Origin of the sequence: Paracoccus sphaerophysae, from assembly GCF_000763805.1 — a bacterium.
GTDB lineage: Bacteria > Pseudomonadota > Alphaproteobacteria > Rhodobacterales > Rhodobacteraceae > Paracoccus > Paracoccus sphaerophysae.
Genome location: NZ_JRKS01000066.1, coordinates 1 through 15,730, shown reverse-complemented (window position 1 = coordinate 15,730; position 15,730 = coordinate 1). Strand labels below are relative to the sequence as shown.

Sequence of the window (15,730 nt, the reverse complement as noted above, 5' to 3'; positions counted from 1 at the left end):
CCCCGGACCCCCCGGAGGATATTTCCGGACTGAAGATGACCGCGCGTCGCGGACGCCGAGGGAGGTCTGGATGCTGACGATCACCACCTATGACTGGGTTCCGGAAGCTCCGCGCGGCTGGGTCCGGGAACTGCGTCCCGCCTGGGCCTGCGCCGAGGCCGGGCTGCCTTATCGCTTCGACACCGTGCCGCTGAAGCCCAAGTCGGCCGCGCATCTTGCCCGCCAGCCCTTTGGCCAGGTGCCGATCCTGCGCGACGGCGACATCGAGCTGTGGGAAAGCGGCGCCTGCGTCCTGCACATCGCCGAACGCTCGGAGGCGCTGAAGCCCAGGGACGCCGCGGGGCGGGCCGAGGTTCTGAGCTTGATCTTCGCCGCACTGAACAGCGTCGAGCCGCTGGAGCTGTTCCGGCAATACGTGCACATCTTCGATCCGGTCCCCGCCGCCCAGCCCAGTGCGATCAAGGCGTTGCAGGCCCGGCTGGCGATGCTGGAAGACGCCTGGGACGGGCGGGCCTTCGCCGCCGCGGGCCGCTTTACGGCGGCCGACATCCTGCTGGCCGACGTGCTGCGCGCCTCGGCCGCCGCCGGGCAGCTGGACGGCCACCCGCAGCTGGCCGACTACGTAGCCCGGCTGACCGCGCGCCCGGCGTTCCGCAAGGTCCACGACGAACAGGTCGCCCGGTTTCAGGCAGCCGACGCCCGGCAGGCCGCGCGATGAGCCTGACCCTGTGGCACCGCCCGCGGTCGTCCTTTCCGGGAAGGTGCTGATCGCGCTGTACGAATCGGGGCTGGACTTCGACCGCCGGCAGCTCGACCTGTCCCGCGCCGACGAGCGCGCGGCGCTGGCGCAGCTGAGCCCGATGGGCAAGATGCCGATGCTGGTCGCGGGCGACCGGGCGCTGGCCGAAAGCTCGGTCATCATCGAGTGGCTGGCGATCCATCATCCCGCCGCCCCGCGGCCTGGTCCCCGCCGACCCCGAGGCCGCGCTGGTTGTGCAAATGTGGGATCGGATCGCCGACCTGCACCTGGCCGAGCCGCTGCCGGCTGACCGCGCGCCCTTCGTCTGCCCGCGTGATGGACGAGGCCCGGCCGTGGTTTCACCTGTACCCCTTGCCGATCGCATCCCGGGCCGGTTCCGCTGAACCCCTTGGCCTTTCGCATCCGCGCCGCTAAGGCTCGGACGCCGCGAAAGGATGCCGGACGATGACCATGGACAAGACCTTCGACGCCGCCACCGCCGAGGCCCGCATCGCCGCCGCGTGGGAGGCGCAGGGCGCCTTTGCCGCCGGCGCCAATGCCAGGCCGGGGGCGCCTGCGTTTTCCGTGGTGATCCCGCCGCCGAACGTCACCGGCAGCCTGCATATCGGCCACGCGCTGAACAACACGCTTCAGGACATCCTCGTCCGCTGGCACCGGATGCGCGGCTTCGACACGCTGTGGCAGCCCGGCCAGGACCACGCCGGCATCGCCACCCAGATGGTCGTCGAGCGCCAGATGGCCGAGCGCCAGGAGCCCAATCGCCGCGTCATCGGGCGCGAGGCGTTCCTGCAGAAGGTCTGGGCGTGGAAGCAGGAATCGGGCGGCACCATCATCGGCCAGCTCAAGCGGCTGGGCGCCTCGCTGGACTGGTCGCGCAACGCCTTCACCATGTCCGGCGCCCCCGGCGCGCCCGCGGGCGAAGAGGGCAATTTCCACGACGCGGTGATCCGGGTCTTCGTGGAGATGTACGAGAAGGGCCTGATCTATCGCGGCAAGCGGCTGGTGAACTGGGACCCGCATTTCGAGACGGCGATTTCCGATCTTGAGGTCGAGAACCGCGAGGTTCCCGGCCAGATGTGGCACTTCAAGTATCCGCTCGCCGGTGGTGAGACCTATGAATACGTGGAACGCGACGCCGACGGCAACGTGACCCTGCGCGAGACGCGGGACTACATCTCCATCGCGACGACCCGGCCCGAGACGATGCTGGGCGACGGCGCGGTGGCGGTGCATCCCTCGGACGCGCGCTATGCGCCGATCGTGGGCAAGCTGTGCGAGATCCCGGTGGGGCCCAGGGAACACCGGCGGCTGATCCCGATCATCACCGACGACTACCCGGACCCCGATTTCGGGTCGGGCGCGGTCAAGATCACCGGCGCGCATGACTTCAACGACTATGCCGTGGCGCAGCGGAACGGGATTCCCCTTTATGCGCTGATGGATACCAAGGGGGCGATGCGCGAGGACGGGCTGTCCTATGCGGAAAGCGCTGCCCTCGCCGGGGCCATCGCGCGGGGCGAGCGCGAGGCGGGCGATGTCAGCCAGATCAACCTCGTCCCCGAGGACCTGCGCGGGCTGGACCGGCTGGAGGCGCGCCGCGCCGTCATCGACCAGATCAACGCCGAGGGGCTGGCGGTCTGGTATCTGCACAAGGAAATCGACAAGGAAACCGGCGCCGAGCATCTGGAGCGCCGCCCCCTGGTCGATCAGAAGCCGATCATGCAGCCCTTCGGCGACCGCTCGGGCGTCGTGATCGAGCCGATGCTGACCGACCAGTGGTTCGTGGACACGGCAAGGATCGTGCAGCCCGCCATCAACGCGGTGCGCGAAGGGCGCACCCGGATCATCCCCGAGCAGCACGAGAAGGTCTATTTCCACTGGCTGGAGAATATCGAGCCGTGGACGATTTCCCGCCAGCTGTGGTGGGGGCACCAGATTCCGGTGTGGTATGGGCCGAGCAGAGAGTGGCTTGAGGAGTATGCGGGGGCGGCTGCGGCAGAAGGCATCTCATCGACAATGCTGGCGTGGAATAGGCGAAACCCTAAGCAGTTTTGCGCCGTAAGCGAAGACCACGCTCTCGCAGAGGCAAGAAAATATTATGGGGATGACGTTGAGGTTAACATCGATCCGAACGAGGATCGCATCCCCGGGTTCAGGTTCGGCACGGGCATTCGGAAGCAAAAACGGGTCGATCTCTTCCGTGACCCCGACGTCCTCGACACCTGGTTCTCGTCCGGCCTCTGGCCCATCGGGACGCTGGGCTGGCCCGACCAGACGCCCGAGCTGAAGAAATACTTCCCGACTGACACGCTCATCACCGGCTTTGATATCATCTTCTTCTGGGTCGCCCGGATGATGATGATGCAACTGGCCGTGGTCGGCGACGTGCCGTTCCGCAATGTCTATGTCCACGGGCTGGTGCGCGACGAAAAGGGCGCCAAGATGTCCAAGTCCAAGGGCAATGTCATCGACCCTCTGGACCTGATCGACCAGTTCGGCGCCGACGCGCTGCGCTTCACGCTGACCAGCATGGCGGCGATGGGGCGCGACCCAAAGCTTGGCCCCAAGCATGTCGAGGCGAACCGGAACTTCGTCACCAAGATCTGGAACGCCACCCGCTTTGCCGAGATGAACGGCGTGCGCGGCGGCGGTCCCCGGCCCGATCCGCAGCACACGGTGAACCGCTGGATCATCGGCGAGGTCGCCCGCACCCTCGCCGCGACCGACGAGGCGCTGGCCGGGTTCCGCTTCAACGACGCGGCCAACGGGCTTTATGCCTTCGTCTGGGGCAAGGTCTGCGACTGGTACGTCGAATTCGCCAAGCCGCTGTTCGACGGCGACCACGCCGCCGAGACCCGCGCCACGATGGGCTGGGTGCTGGACCAGTGCTACACGATGCTGCACCCGATCATGCCCTTCGTGACCGAGGAATTGTGGGCGCTGACCGGCGACCGGGCCGGGATGCTCGTGCATGGCGACTGGCCGGAACTGGGGCCGGACCTGATCGACCCCGACGCCGACCGGCAGATGAACTGGGTGATCGGGTTGATCGAGGCGGTGCGCTCTGCCCGCGCCCAGATGGGCGTGCCGGCGGGGGCGAAGCTGGACCTGATCGTGACCGAGGCCGATGCCGCCGCCCGCGCCGCGCTCGCCGCCAACGCGCCGCTGATCGAGCGGCTGGCGCGGGTCAACGCGCCGGTGGACTGGGCCGCGGGCCGGGGCATGATCTCGGTCGCCGCGCCGGGCGCGTCCTTCGCGCTGCCGATCGGTGGGGTGATCGACGCGGGCGCCGAAACCCAGCGGCTGAGGAAGGCCGCGGACAAGGCCGCGAGGGACGCCGGTGGCCTGCGCGGCCGGCTGGGCAACGCGAAATTCGTGGAAAACGCCGACCCCGAGGTGATCGAGGAAACCCGTGCGCGGCTGGCCGGGCTGGACGAGGAGATCGCCCGGCTGAACGCCGCCATCGCGCAGCTCGCCAGCCTCTGATGGCGCACTGGTTCGAACGGATCGCGCAGCGCGCCGTCGACAAGGCGGCGGCCGAGGGCAAGCTGTCGGGCCTGGCGGGAGAGGGCCGCCCGCTGGACCCCGAGCGCCTGCGCGAGACGGCCGAGGACGTGCTGCACCGGATGATGGCCGATGGCGGCTTTCTTCCGCAGGGAGTCACGCTCGCCAGGGACATCGAGGCGAAACGTGCCGTCCTTGCCCAGATCGAGGACGAGGCCGAGCGCAAGGCGCTGCAGCGCCAGATCGCGCTGATGGAGCTGAAGCGCAACATCGCCATAGACGCCCGCCGCAAGTTCGCCCGCGACTGACCGTGCGCGCACTGGCGGCACCGGGGAGCGGCAGCCGTCAGGTGAAGCGGTTGTCCCGCGGGAAGCCGCGTGGCGCCATCCGGCCGGCGGTGGCGCGCTTGCCCAGCCACTCGGTCAGGTCGGTTTCCGTCCGCGTGCGGCCGGCCGGGTCCAGCCACGACAGCCCCACCGACAGGGTGAGGCATTTTGCATCGGCCAGCCCGCCATCCTTGAACTTCTGCAGCCGGACGCCCTTGCCGCGTGCCATCTCGGGCAGTTCGGACAGAGGGAAGACCAGCAGCTTGCGGTTGTCGCCCACGGTCGCGAGGTGATCGCCCTCGACCCGGCGGACCAGCAGCGCCTCGCCGTTCAGCACCTGCTTGCCGGCGCGGGTCTGGGCGAGGATGTCCCTGGCACCCACGATGAAGCCGTCCCCGTCCTTCGAGGCGACGACGAACTGCTGGTCCTCGCGCCACGGGAACACGTCCAGCACCGCCGAATCGTTCGGCAGGTCGATCATCAGCCGCAGCGGCTCGCCCAGGCCGCGTCCGCCGGGCAGGTTGTTGGCGGGCAGGGTATAGAACCGCCCGTTGCCGCCAAAGACCATCAGCTTGTCGGTAGTCTCGGCGTGGATCGCCAGGAACGGGCCGTCGCCGTCGCGGAACTTGACCTCGGCATCCAGCGGCTGGTGGCCCCTGATGGCGCGGACCCAGCCCATCTTCGACAGGATCACGGTCAGCGGCTCGCGCTCGATCATCGCATCCATGTCCAGCGGCTGCACGTCCTCGGACGCGGTGATCTCGGTCCGGCGCACGCCGTCGGGGGTGGACTTGCCGAACAGGCCCCGGATCTCGCGCAGCTGTTCGGCGATGCGGCCCCACTGGCGGGAGTCGTCGGCGGTCAGCGCCAGCAGCCCCTCGCGTTCCTCGGCCAGCCGGTCGCGCTCGGCGCGCAGCTCGATTTCCTCGAGCCGGCGCAGGGCGCGCAGGCGCATGTTCAGGATCGCCTCGACCTGCGCCTCGGACAGGCCGAACTCGGCCATCATCACCGCCTTGGGGTCGTCCTCGTAACGGATGATCTCGATCACCCGGTCGAGGTTCAGATAGGCGACGATATAGCCGTCCAGCACTTCCAGCCGCTGTGCGATCTTTTCCAGCCGATGCGCGGTGCGGCGCAGCAGCACCTCGCGGCGATGGTCAAGGAATGCGCGCAGCACCTCTTTCAGCGAACAGACCTTGGGCACGCGGCCGTCGATCAGCACGTTCATGTTCAGCCCGAAGCGGATTTCCAGGTCCGAGACCCGGAACAGCGCCGCCATCAGCTGCGCCGGATCGACCGTTCGGGCCCGGGGTTCCAGCACGATGCGGATGTCCTCGGCCGATTCGTCGCGGATATCGGCAAGGATCGGGATCTTCTTGGTCATGACCAGCTCGGCCAGCCGCTCGATCAGCTTGGATTTCTGGACCTGGTAGGGAATCTCGGTGACGATGATCTGCCAGGTGCCGCGGCCCAGGTCCTCGACCTGCCAGCGGGCGCGCAGGCGCAGGCTGCCGCGGCCGGTGCGATAGGCCTCGCGCAGGATGTCGGCATCCTCGACCAGCACCCCGCCGGTGGGGAAATCCGGGCCGGGCATGATCGCCATCAACGTCTCATCGCGGGCCTCGGGCGACTTGATGAGATGCAGGCAGGCGTCCACGACCTCGTGCAGGTTGTGGGGCGGGATGTTGGTCGCCATCCCGACCGCGATCCCCGAGGCGCCGTTGCAGAGCAGGTTCGGAAAGGCCGCGGGCAGGACCACGGGTTCGGTCAGCGTGCCGTCATAGTTGGGGCGGAAATCGACGGCGTCCTCGGCCAGCCCCTCCATCAGCATCTCGGAGGCCAGCGTCAGCCGCGCCTCGGTATAGCGGCTGGCGGCGGGGCTGTCGCCGTCGATTGACCCGAAGTTGCCCTGACCGTCGACCAGCGGATAGCGCATCACGAAGGGCTGGGCGAGCCGCGCCATTGCGTCATAGATCGCGCTGTCGCCGTGGGGGTGATAATTGCCCATCACGTCGCCGGTGATCTTGGCCGACTTGCGGAACGCCCCGGTGGGCGACAGCCTGAGTTCGCGCATCGCGTACAGGATGCGGCGATGCACCGGCTTCAGCCCGTCGCGCGCATCGGGCAGCGCCCGGTGCATGATCGTCGACAGCGCATAGGTCAGGTAGCGCTCGCCGATCGCGCGGCTCAGCGGTTCCGAGGTGGTGGCGGGGCCGGCGGGGGTGTCCGGGTCGGGATCGGTCGGTCTGCTCATGCCGCCTGACTAAGCGCCCGGCCCGCGGCGGTCCAGAGCCGTGTGACAGCAGCATTTACGCCACATGACGCCACGAACTGCCGGGAAGTTGGGCAGTGCAGGGAACGCAGCGGCGATTTGTCCGTTTCAGCTGGCAAAACCGCCCCTCGCCCGACGGCGCCGGGGCGGTCGATCCGATGAAACCAAGGGCCCGAAACGCCAGCATATCGCCCGCACCATCAAAGACCGTCTCATGTTCCGCCTTGTCGCCGCCGCCCTTGTCTCGACCTTCCTTCTGCTGGGGGCGCTCAGCTCCGAGGGGCCCTTGCCGCAGCAGGCTACGGTGCTGCCCACGGCAGTCCTGACCGGGCTGGCTGACACGGCCCGCGCGCGGGTGGCGGAGGGGGTCGCGCCGACGGACGGCAGCCTGCGGGTCGTCCAGTCGCAGGCGCTGCCGCTGCTGGCGGAACCCGATGCGGACAGCGAGATCCTGGCGGTGCTGAACCGCGGCATGGCGATCGAGCTGCTGGGCGAGGACGGGCAGGGCTATCTGCAGGTCCGCGACCAGGCCGGCCGCGTCGGCTATCTGACGACCGAACAGATCGGGGACCAGGTGGCGGACCAGATCGCCACTCCGCGCCCTGGCGTGACACCGCCCGGCTAGGCGCAATTGCCCACCATTCTCATCACCGGCTGTTCATCGGGCATCGGGCTGGACGCCGCGCGTTACCTGCACGCGCGGGGGTGGTCGGTGATCGCCACCTGCCGCCGCGCCGAGGATCTCGCCGCGCGCCGGGCCGAGGGGATGCAGTCGCTGCATCTGGACCTCGCCGACGAAGCCAGCGTTGCCGACTGCGTGGCCCGGGCGCTGGCGCTGGGTCCGGTCGATGCGCTGGTCAACAACGCCGCGTTCGCGCTGCCCGGCGCGGTCGAGGACCTGCCCCGCGGCGGCCTGCGCGCGATCTTCGAGGCGAACCTGTTCGGCACCCACGACCTCACCCGGCAGCTGATCCCGCATTTCCGCGACCGCGGCGCCGGGCGCATCGTCAATGTCAGCTCGGTGCTGGGCCTCGTCGGCATCCCCTGGCGCGGCGCCTACGTGGCCAGCAAGTTCGCGCTGGAGGGGCTGACCGACGTGCTGCGGATCGAGATGGCCGACACCCCGGTTCGCGTGGTGCTGGTCGAACCCGGCCCGATCACCAGCCGCATCCGCGCGAACTCGATCCCGCATTTCGAACGCTGGATCGACTGGGAACACAGCGCCCGGGCCGACCAGTACCGCGCCTCGCTGCTCAGGCGGCTGTATCAGCCTTCGGGCCCCGACCGCTTCGAGCTGCCGCCCGAGGCGGTCAGCCGGGTCATCGCCCGGGCGCTGGAATCGCCCCGGCCGCGGGCCCGCTATCGGGTCACCCGGCCGACCACCGTCGCGGCGTTCGGGCGCAGGCTGCTGCCGACCTCGGCGCTGGACTGGTTCGCGCGGCGCAGCTAGGGTCGGGGCCTGCGGAAAGGCGGTCCCCCATGCAGGACAAACCCCTGTTCATCCTTGCGGCGCTGGGCTTTCTGGCGGTCACCGTGATCCTCGCGACCGGCATCGGCGGCTTTGCCCGCGGTGGCGACTTCAACCGCCGGAACGGCAACCGGCTGATGCGCTGGCGGATCATCGCGCAGGCGGTCACGATCGCCTTCGTGCTCGCCTATGTAGCCCTGATGCACTGATGGGGGTGCGCTGATGGTCGTCCTGAACAAGATCTATACCCGCACCGGCGACAAGGGCGACACCGCCCTGTCCGACGGCACCCGCGTGGCCAAGCATGACCCGCGGGTCGAGGCCTATGGCACCGTCGACGAACTGAACGCGACGCTGGGCATCGCCCGGCTGCATGCCGACGGCGCCTTGGCCACGCAGCTGTCGGTCATCCAGAACGAGCTGTTCGATCTGGGCGCCGACCTGTCGCGCCCCGGGATGGAACGCGACGCCGAGGCGCCCTATCCGGTGCTGCGGATCATCCAGACCCAGGTGGACCGGCTGGAAACCGAAATCGACGCGATGAACGCCGCCCTGCCGGCGCTGCGCAGCTTCATCCTGCCCGGCGGATCGGCGCTGGCCGCGCATCTGCACCTGTGCCGCACCGTCGCGCGGCGGGCTGAACGCCGGGCCACCGAACTGGCCGCGGGCGGCGACGCCAACCCGGTGGCGGTGAAATACCTCAACCGCCTGTCCGACTGGCTGTTCGTCGCGGCGCGGGCGGCGAACGGGGCTGAGGGCGACGTGTTGTGGGTGCCGGGCGCCTCGCGCTAGCACCCGGACGCCTCACGCTAGGGCCGGGGCGCCTCGCGCCACGGAACGCAGCGTTTCCCCGCCGGGGCGGCATTTTCCCCTGTAACTGCGGGGCAGGGGCGGCTATCCCCTCTCCCGAACATAAGCCGTAACTGTGGGAGAGAGGCCGATGAAAGTCCTCGTGCCGGTCAAGCGCGTGATCGACTATAACGTCAAGGCGCGCGTCAAGGCTGACGGGTCGGGTGTCGATCTGTCGAACGTCAAGATGTCGATGAACCCCTTTGACGAGATCGCGGTCGAGGAAGCGATCCGGCTCAAGGAAAAGGGCGCCGCGACGGAAATCGTGGTGGTCTCGGTCGGCGTCAAGCAGGCCGCGGAAACCATCCGCACCGCGCTGGCAATGGGGGCCGACCGCGGCATCCTGGTCGTCGCCGCCGACGACGTGCATCAGGACATCGAGCCGCTGGCGGTCGCCAAGATCCTCAAGGCGGTCATCGCCGAGGAACAGCCGCAGCTGGTCATCGCCGGCAAGCAGGCGATCGACAACGACATGAACGCGACCGGCCAGATGCTGGCGGCGCTGCTGGGCTGGGGCCAGGCCACGCAGGCCGGCAAGATCGAGATCGAGGGCAACGCCGCCAAGGTCACGCGCGAGGTTGACGGCGGGCTGCAGACCGTGTCGGTCACCCTGCCGGCGATCGTCACCGCCGACCTGCGCCTGAACGAGCCGCGCTATGCCTCGCTGCCCAACATTATGAAGGCCAAGAAGAAGGAACTGACCGAAAAGACCGCCGCCGACTATGGCGTGGACACCACGTCGCGGCTGACGGTCGTCTCGACCCGCGAACCCGAGGGCCGCAAGGCCGGGATCAAGGTCGGCTCGGTCGATGAGCTGGTGTCGAAACTGAAAGCCGCGGGGGTGATCTGATGGCTGTGCTTCTGCTGGCCGAGATGGCCGAAAACGGGCTGAACCGCGACGCCACCGCCAAGGCGGTCACCGCGGTCAAGGCGCTGGGCGACGTGACCGTGCTGGTCGCGGGTACCGGCGCTCAGGCGGCGGCGACCGAGGCCGCGGCGATCGACGGCGTGGGCAAGGTGCTGGTCGCCGAAGGCGACGCATATGCCCACCGCCTGGCCGAGCCGATGGCCGCGCTGGTCGTGGCGCTGGCCCCGGGCTTCAGCCACATCGCCGCGCCGGGCACCACCGACGCGCGCAACGTCCTGCCCCGCGCCGCGGCGCTGCTGGACGTGATGGTGATCCCCGAGGTGTCCAGGGTCGTCGACGCTGACACGTTCGAACGCAGCGTCTATACCTCGGCCGCCGTGCAGACGGTGAAATCCGCGGACGCGACCAAGGTGCTGACTGTCCGCATCGCCAGCTTCGACGCGGCGGGCGAGGGCGGTTCGGCCCCGGTGGAATCCGCTGCATCGGCGGATGCCCCGGCGCTGTCGTCCTGGGTCTCGGACGAGGTCGCGGCCTCGGACCGGCCGGAACTGACCTCGGCCAAGCGCATCGTCTCGGGCGGCCGCGCGGTGGGGTCCAAGGACAACTTCGCGATCATCGAGAAGCTGGCCGACAAGCTGGGCGCCGCCGTCGGCGCGTCCCGCGCGGCGGTCGATTCCGGCTATGCGCCGAACGACTGGCAGGTCGGCCAGACCGGCAAGGTCGTGGCGCCGGAACTGTACATCGCCGCCGGCATCTCGGGCGCGATCCAGCACCTCGCCGGGATGAAGGACAGCAAGGTCATCGTCGCGATCAACAAGGACGAGGAAGCGCCGATCTTCCAGATCGCCGATTACGGCCTGGTCGGCGACATCTTCACCATCCTGCCCGAGCTGACCGAAAAGCTGTAAGCCCCGGCGCCTGCGCCCTTTCCGACCGCCCGGTGCCCTCGCGCGCCGGGCGGTTTTCTCATTGAGGCCCGGCGGCGTTTCCGCCTATCGTCGCGGCGGGATTGCGGAAAGGAAGCGGCATGGCGATTCAGTCTGTTGGCGTGATCGGCGCGGGGCAGATGGGCAACGGCATCGCCCATGTGTTCGCCCTGGCGGGCTATGACGTCCTGATGAACGACATCAGCCCCGAGGCGATGGAAAAGGCGCTGTCGACAATCGACAAGAACCTGGACCGCCAGGTCACCCGCGGCAAGATTTCTGCCGAGGACAAGGCCGCCGCGATGGCGCGCATCACGACCACGACCCGCGTCGAGGACATCGCCCGAACCGACCTGGTGATCGAGGCCGCGACCGAACGCGAGGACATCAAGAACAAGATCTTCGAATCGGTGGTGCCGCATCTGCGGCCCGAGACGATCCTGACCTCGAACACCTCGTCGATTTCCATTACCCGGCTGGCCAGCCGCACCGACCGGCCGGAAAAATTCATGGGTTTCCACTTTATGAACCCGGTGCCGGTGATGCAGCTGGTCGAGCTGATCCGCGGCATTGCCACCGACGAGGCGACCTACAAGGCCCTGCACGAGGTGGTGGAAAAGCTGGGCAAGACCAGCGCCTCGGCCGAGGATTTCCCGGCCTTCATCGTCAACCGCATCCTCATGCCGATGATCAACGAGGCGGTCTATACGCTGTACGAGGGCGTCGGCTCGGTCAAATCCATCGACGAATCGATGAAGCTGGGCGCGAACCACCCGATGGGCCCGCTGGAGCTGGCGGACTTCATCGGCCTCGACACCTGCCTTGCGATCATGAACGTCCTGCACGAAGGGCTGGCGGATACGAAATACCGCCCCTGTCCGCTGCTGACGAAATATGTCGAGGCCGGCTGGCTGGGCCGCAAGACCGGCCGCGGCTTCTATGACTATCGCGGCGAGACTCCTGTGCCGACCCGCTAGGGGCGAAAGCCGGATCGGTGATGGAACTGCGGTGACGGCGCGCGGGTGGCTTTCTGTCGCCCCGCGAAAGGACAGCCCGTGCCCAGCACCCCAAGGCCCAGCAGCGGGTTGCCGGAGATTCGCCTGCTTAGTGGCCACCGCGCTGCCCCCGCATGTCCTGACGCAGGACGGGGCGCTGGACCGGGCGCGCACGATCCTCGCGCCGTGCTATCCGCAGTTCGAACGCATCTCCGGCGCCTTCGAGAATGCCGGGATCGACCGCCGTTATTCAGTTGCCGAGATGGACTGGGTGTTCGGCGACGGCGCCGCCGCGGCGGTGCTGGGGCCGGGCGACGCGCCCGCGCCGCTGGTGGGGCAGGGGTGCCGCACATGTGGCCCGACACGCTGAACATCATCGGCTGGGATGTGGACGACATCGGCCTGGGGGTGATCTTCGACCGCTCGATCCCCGGCTTCGTCAGCCAGCGCCTGGCCGAGGCGTTCGCCGCGACCGAAGACGCCCTCGGGCCTGCTCGGGTGGCGCGCCGTGTCTGCGATCCCGGCGGCGCCAAGGTCGTCACCGCCATCGAGGAGGCGCTGGCGCTTCCCCCGGGCAGCCTCGACGTGGAACGCGAGGGTGCTGCGCGACGCCCGGCAACATGTCCGTCCCGACGGTGCTGTTCGTGCTGGAACGGGTACTGGCGCAGGGCGCGACCGGGCGGCTGGTCATGGCCGCGCTGGGGCCGGGCTTCACCCTGTCGCTGCCGCCGCTGGAGGCCTAGGTGGCCGCCGCCCTGTTCATCGCCTTCCTGGCCCTGCAGCGGCTGGGCGAGCTGGTGCTTGCCCGCCACAACACAAGCCGCCTGTTGGCCCGCGGCGCGATCGAACACGGCCCGGTGCACTATCCGCTGATCGTCGCGCTGCACACGGCATGGCTGGCCTGCATCGCGGTCTTCGGCTGGGGCCAGCCGGTCAACCCGCTGTGGCTGGCAATCTTTGCGCTGTTGCAGCTGCTGTGGGTCTGGATCCTCGCCACGCTCGGCCCGCGCTGGACGACGCGGATCATCGTGCTGGACGGACCGCTGGTCCGCCGCGGCCCGGTCCGGCTCCTGCGGCACCCTAACCATACGCTCGTGGTGGCTGAGATCACGGTGGCGCCGCGGGTGCTGGGGCTGGTCTGGGTGGCGGTGGTGTTCTCGATCCTGAACGCGCTGGTGCTGACGATCCGGCTGCGGGCCGAGAACGCCGTGCCTTACGGGCGCTGAACCTTACGGGCGCGGGCCGCCGCCGCCGATCCGCGGCTCGGTCCCGGCCAGCAGGCGCTGGATGTTGGCGCGGTGGCGGACAAAGATCAGCACCGCCATGAAGCCCAGCGCCAGCGCCAGCCCGCGCAGGCCGAACACCAGCGCCATGACCGGCGCGCCCGTTGCCGCGACCAGCGCCGACAGCGACGAGATCCGGGTCAGCGCCGCCGAGGCCAGCCACAGCCCGCAGGCGATCAGCCCGACCGGCCAGAACAGCGCCAGAGCCGTGCCGATGAACGTCGCCACCCCCTTGCCGCCGCGAAAGCCCAGCCAGACCGGGAACAGGTGCCCCAGGAACGCCGCGGCGCCGGCGACCAGCGCCGCCGTCTCTCCGCCCAGCCAGCGGGCGAGCAGCACCGCGATGGCGCCCTTGCCGCTGTCCAGCAGCAGCGTCGCCAGCGCCGCGCCCTTGTTGCCGGTGCGCAGCACGTTGGTCGCGCCGATATTGCCCGACCCGATCTGGCGCAGGTCGCCCAGCCCCAGCGCGCGGGTGATGACGAGCCCGAAGGGCACCGACCCCAGCAGATAGCCGCCCAAGGCGGCGAGGATCACGGTCACGGCCTCAGTCATGGTCACCCCCGAAGACGCGCTGGCCGCCGACCCAGGTGCCGATCACCCGCCCCTCCATCCGCGCCCCGTCGAAGGGGGTGTTCTTGGACTTGGACCGCAGCGCGAAGCGGTCCAGCACGAAGGGCGCGTCGGGGTCGAACAGCACCAGATCGGCCGGCGCACCGACCGACAGCCGCCCGCCGGGCAGGCCCAGCCGGTCGGCGGGGTTCAGGCTCAGCGCCCGCCACAGCTGCGGCAGGGTGACGCCGCCCTGATGATACAGCCGCATCGCCGCCGGCAGCAGGGTTTCCAGCCCCACCGCGCCGGGGGCCGCGACCTCATAGGGCAGGCGCTTGGCTTCCTCGTCCTGCGGGGTGTGGAAAGACCCGATCACGTCGATGCGGCCGTCGGCCACCGCCTCGACCAGCGCCAGCCGGTCATCCTCGGACCGCAGCGGCGGGGTAACGCGAAAGAAGGTGCGATAGTCGCCCACGTCGAATTCGTTCAGCGTCAGGTGGTGGATCGAGGTGCCCGCCGTCACGTCCAGCCCCGCCGCCCGCGCCCGGTCCAGCACCGGCAGCGCCGCGGCGGTGGTGATCTGGTCGGCGTGCCAGCGCACCCCGGTCGATTCGACCAGCGCGAGGTCGCGTTCCAGCCCCATCCGCTCCGCCAGCGGGCTGACCGAGGGGATACCGTAAAGCGAGGCGAACTTGCCCGAGGTCGCCGCCGCGCCCCTCGACAGCCCGGCATCCTGCGGATGGCCCACGATCAGCGCGCCCAGGCCCCGCGCATAGGTCATGCAGCGCGACAGCAGCTTGGTGTTTTCCACCACCCGCACGCCATCGGTGAAGGCCACCGCGCCGGCATCCAGCAGGAACCCCATCTCGACCATCTCGCGCCCCTCTCGGGTCCGGGTCAGAGCGGCCTGATGGCGGATGCGCACCGGCTGTTCCGCCGCCCGCCTGGTGACGAATTCCAGCGATTCGGGCGTGTCGATGGGGGGCAGGGTATCGGGCCGCGCGACGATGGTGGTGACACCCCCCGCTGCCGCCGCCAGCGCCGCCGAGCGCATGGACTCGCGGTGCCGCTCGCCCGGCTCGCCGATCTTGACGCCCCAGTCGATGATGCCGGGGGCGAGGCACTTGCCCTGTCCGTCGATGACCCGCGCCCCTTCCGGAGCGTCCCCGTCCAGCGCGACCATCACGCCGTCCTGCACCGTCAGGCTGCCGGGTTCGGCCGACAGCGCCTGCGGGTCGATCAGGCGGGTGTTCTGAAAATGCAGGATCATGCGGAAAAGCCGCCTCCCAGCGGGGGCACGGGGCTGCGATGATGGGCCGGAGGTGCAGCAGCGAGGCGGCTGAGCAGCTCAAAGGGCGCCTCGGAGGGTTCCAGCGCGCGGAATGCGATGACCGGAGCGTCGTTGTCCGGACCGCTGAACAACCGCGCCAGGCGCTGGTCGCTTTCCCACCGGGCAGCGGCTGCGTTTCCGGTGACGCCCCTGCCCAGTTCGATGGTGGTGCCGCAGCGCGTCGCGCGCCGTTGCGGACGGCTGGCGGTGTGCTTGATCGACAGGATGGTGCTGCCGCTGACCACGATCGCCCGGCGGTCGGTGACGAGATAGCGGGCCCTGCGCAGCTGGCCGCCCAACCGGGCGAGAGTGAAGATCCCGGTCGCGGTCCCGACGGCCACCGCCAGCCCCAGCATCTCCCGATGCTCGGGAAGCCCAACGGCCAACAGCGCCAGTCCCGGCAAAGCCGCCAGGGCGGTCAGGATGATGTCGCGCTCGCGCAGCAGGCAGCGCCAGCCGGCCCCCTGGCGGGGAGCGCCTTCCCACAGCACCGTTTCTGCGGGCAGCAGGACGTCGCGGGCCTGCGCGGCTGCGGTGCGGGGGGCAACGGCGGGGGGCGGCGCGTTCACGACCATCCCCCATTCGTCCTTATACATACAC

The 15,730-nt window shown here is 69.4% G+C and carries 18 protein-coding genes; 14 read left to right on the top strand and 4 right to left on the bottom strand.

The features are described from left to right. Positions 1–70: 70 nt before the first annotated feature. The 4 genes from IC63_RS14150 to IC63_RS14135 all read left to right on the top strand — a co-directional run bounded on the left by IC63_RS14150 (position 71) and on the right by IC63_RS14135 (position 4,572). Positions 71–718, top strand: a complete 648-nt coding sequence (locus IC63_RS14150) for a glutathione S-transferase family protein (protein ID WP_036721437.1) — start codon at positions 71–73, stop codon at positions 716–718. 10 nt (positions 719–728) lie between these two features. After that, positions 729–1,049, top strand: coding sequence for a glutathione S-transferase N-terminal domain-containing protein (locus IC63_RS14145; RefSeq protein WP_084115924.1), 321 nt, complete (start codon positions 729–731; stop codon positions 1,047–1,049). Positions 1,050–1,204: 155 nt separating this feature from the next. Further along, positions 1,205–4,246 (top strand): valine--tRNA ligase, encoded by a 3,042-nt coding sequence (locus tag IC63_RS14140; protein ID WP_036721435.1) that lies wholly within the window; start codon positions 1,205–1,207, stop codon positions 4,244–4,246. Beyond that, positions 4,246–4,572 carry a DnaJ family domain-containing protein gene (locus tag IC63_RS14135; protein WP_036721432.1) on the top strand — a complete coding sequence of 109 codons (327 nt, stop codon included), beginning with the start codon at positions 4,246–4,248 and terminating at the stop codon, positions 4,570–4,572. The genes IC63_RS14140 and IC63_RS14135 overlap by 1 nt, the downstream gene beginning before the upstream one ends. Before the next feature lie 37 nt (positions 4,573–4,609). On the opposite strand, the gene parC is transcribed toward IC63_RS14135, so the two are convergent. Continuing rightward, positions 4,610–6,844: a DNA topoisomerase IV subunit A gene (gene parC / locus IC63_RS14130; RefSeq protein ID WP_036721429.1), complete on the bottom strand. Its 2,235-nt coding sequence runs from the start codon at positions 6,842–6,844 to the stop codon at positions 4,610–4,612. Positions 6,845–7,076: 232 nt separating this feature from the next. On the opposite strand from parC, the gene IC63_RS14125 reads away from it, so the two are divergent. The 10 genes from IC63_RS14125 to IC63_RS14085 all read left to right on the top strand — a co-directional run bounded on the left by IC63_RS14125 (position 7,077) and on the right by IC63_RS14085 (position 13,194). Next, a complete protein-coding gene (locus IC63_RS14125) occupies positions 7,077–7,487 on the top strand; it encodes an SH3 domain-containing protein (protein ID WP_036721426.1) in 411 nt (136 codons plus the stop codon). A gap of 6 nt (positions 7,488–7,493) precedes the next feature. Continuing rightward, positions 7,494–8,312 (top strand): SDR family NAD(P)-dependent oxidoreductase, encoded by an 819-nt coding sequence (locus tag IC63_RS14120; RefSeq protein WP_036721423.1) that lies wholly within the window; start codon positions 7,494–7,496, stop codon positions 8,310–8,312. Between the two features lie 29 nt (positions 8,313–8,341). Then, the gene (locus IC63_RS14115; protein ID WP_036721418.1) at positions 8,342–8,539 is read left to right on the top strand and encodes a twin transmembrane helix small protein; all 198 of its coding nucleotides are present in this window, start codon (positions 8,342–8,344) and stop codon (positions 8,537–8,539) included. 13 nt (positions 8,540–8,552) lie between these two features. Further along, complete coding sequence (locus IC63_RS14110) at positions 8,553–9,122, top strand: cob(I)yrinic acid a,c-diamide adenosyltransferase (RefSeq protein ID WP_036721416.1); 570 nt, start codon at positions 8,553–8,555, stop codon at positions 9,120–9,122. 148 nt (positions 9,123–9,270) lie between these two features. Continuing rightward, positions 9,271–10,029, top strand: a complete 759-nt coding sequence (locus tag IC63_RS14105) for an electron transfer flavoprotein subunit beta/FixA family protein (protein WP_036721414.1) — start codon at positions 9,271–9,273, stop codon at positions 10,027–10,029. Then, on the top strand, positions 10,029–10,955 hold the full coding sequence (locus tag IC63_RS14100; protein WP_036721411.1) for an electron transfer flavoprotein subunit alpha/FixB family protein: 927 nt from the start codon (positions 10,029–10,031) through the stop codon (positions 10,953–10,955). Before IC63_RS14105 ends, IC63_RS14100 begins: the two co-directional genes overlap by 1 nt. Positions 10,956–11,074: 119 nt before the next feature. Further along, a complete protein-coding gene (locus IC63_RS14095) occupies positions 11,075–11,950 on the top strand; it encodes a 3-hydroxybutyryl-CoA dehydrogenase (RefSeq protein WP_036721408.1) in 876 nt (291 codons plus the stop codon). 130 nt (positions 11,951–12,080) lie between these two features. Then, positions 12,081–12,338 (top strand): hypothetical protein, encoded by a 258-nt coding sequence (locus tag IC63_RS18945; RefSeq protein ID WP_052042265.1) that lies wholly within the window; start codon positions 12,081–12,083, stop codon positions 12,336–12,338. 250 nt (positions 12,339–12,588) lie between these two features. Next, positions 12,589–12,711: a hypothetical protein gene (locus IC63_RS19120; protein ID WP_269634781.1), complete on the top strand. Its 123-nt coding sequence runs from the start codon at positions 12,589–12,591 to the stop codon at positions 12,709–12,711. Continuing rightward, entirely contained in the window at positions 12,712–13,194 is a 483-nt protein-coding gene (locus IC63_RS14085; protein WP_036721406.1) for an isoprenylcysteine carboxyl methyltransferase family protein, read from the top strand. A gap of 3 nt (positions 13,195–13,197) precedes the next feature. Here the strand turns inward: IC63_RS14085 and plsY are convergent, their stop codons facing one another. From plsY to IC63_RS14070, 3 genes are all read right to left on the bottom strand, one after another. Then, the gene (gene plsY, locus IC63_RS14080; protein WP_036721438.1) at positions 13,198–13,803 is read right to left on the bottom strand and encodes a glycerol-3-phosphate 1-O-acyltransferase PlsY; all 606 of its coding nucleotides are present in this window, start codon (positions 13,801–13,803) and stop codon (positions 13,198–13,200) included. Next, entirely contained in the window at positions 13,796–15,070 is a 1,275-nt protein-coding gene (gene pyrC / locus IC63_RS14075; protein ID WP_036721404.1) for a dihydroorotase, read from the bottom strand. The genes plsY and pyrC overlap by 8 nt, the downstream gene beginning before the upstream one ends. Further along, positions 15,067–15,730 (bottom strand): hypothetical protein (locus tag IC63_RS14070; RefSeq protein WP_232222624.1); only part of this gene is annotated, 664 nt, incomplete at its 5' end. The genes pyrC and IC63_RS14070, both read right to left, overlap by 4 nt.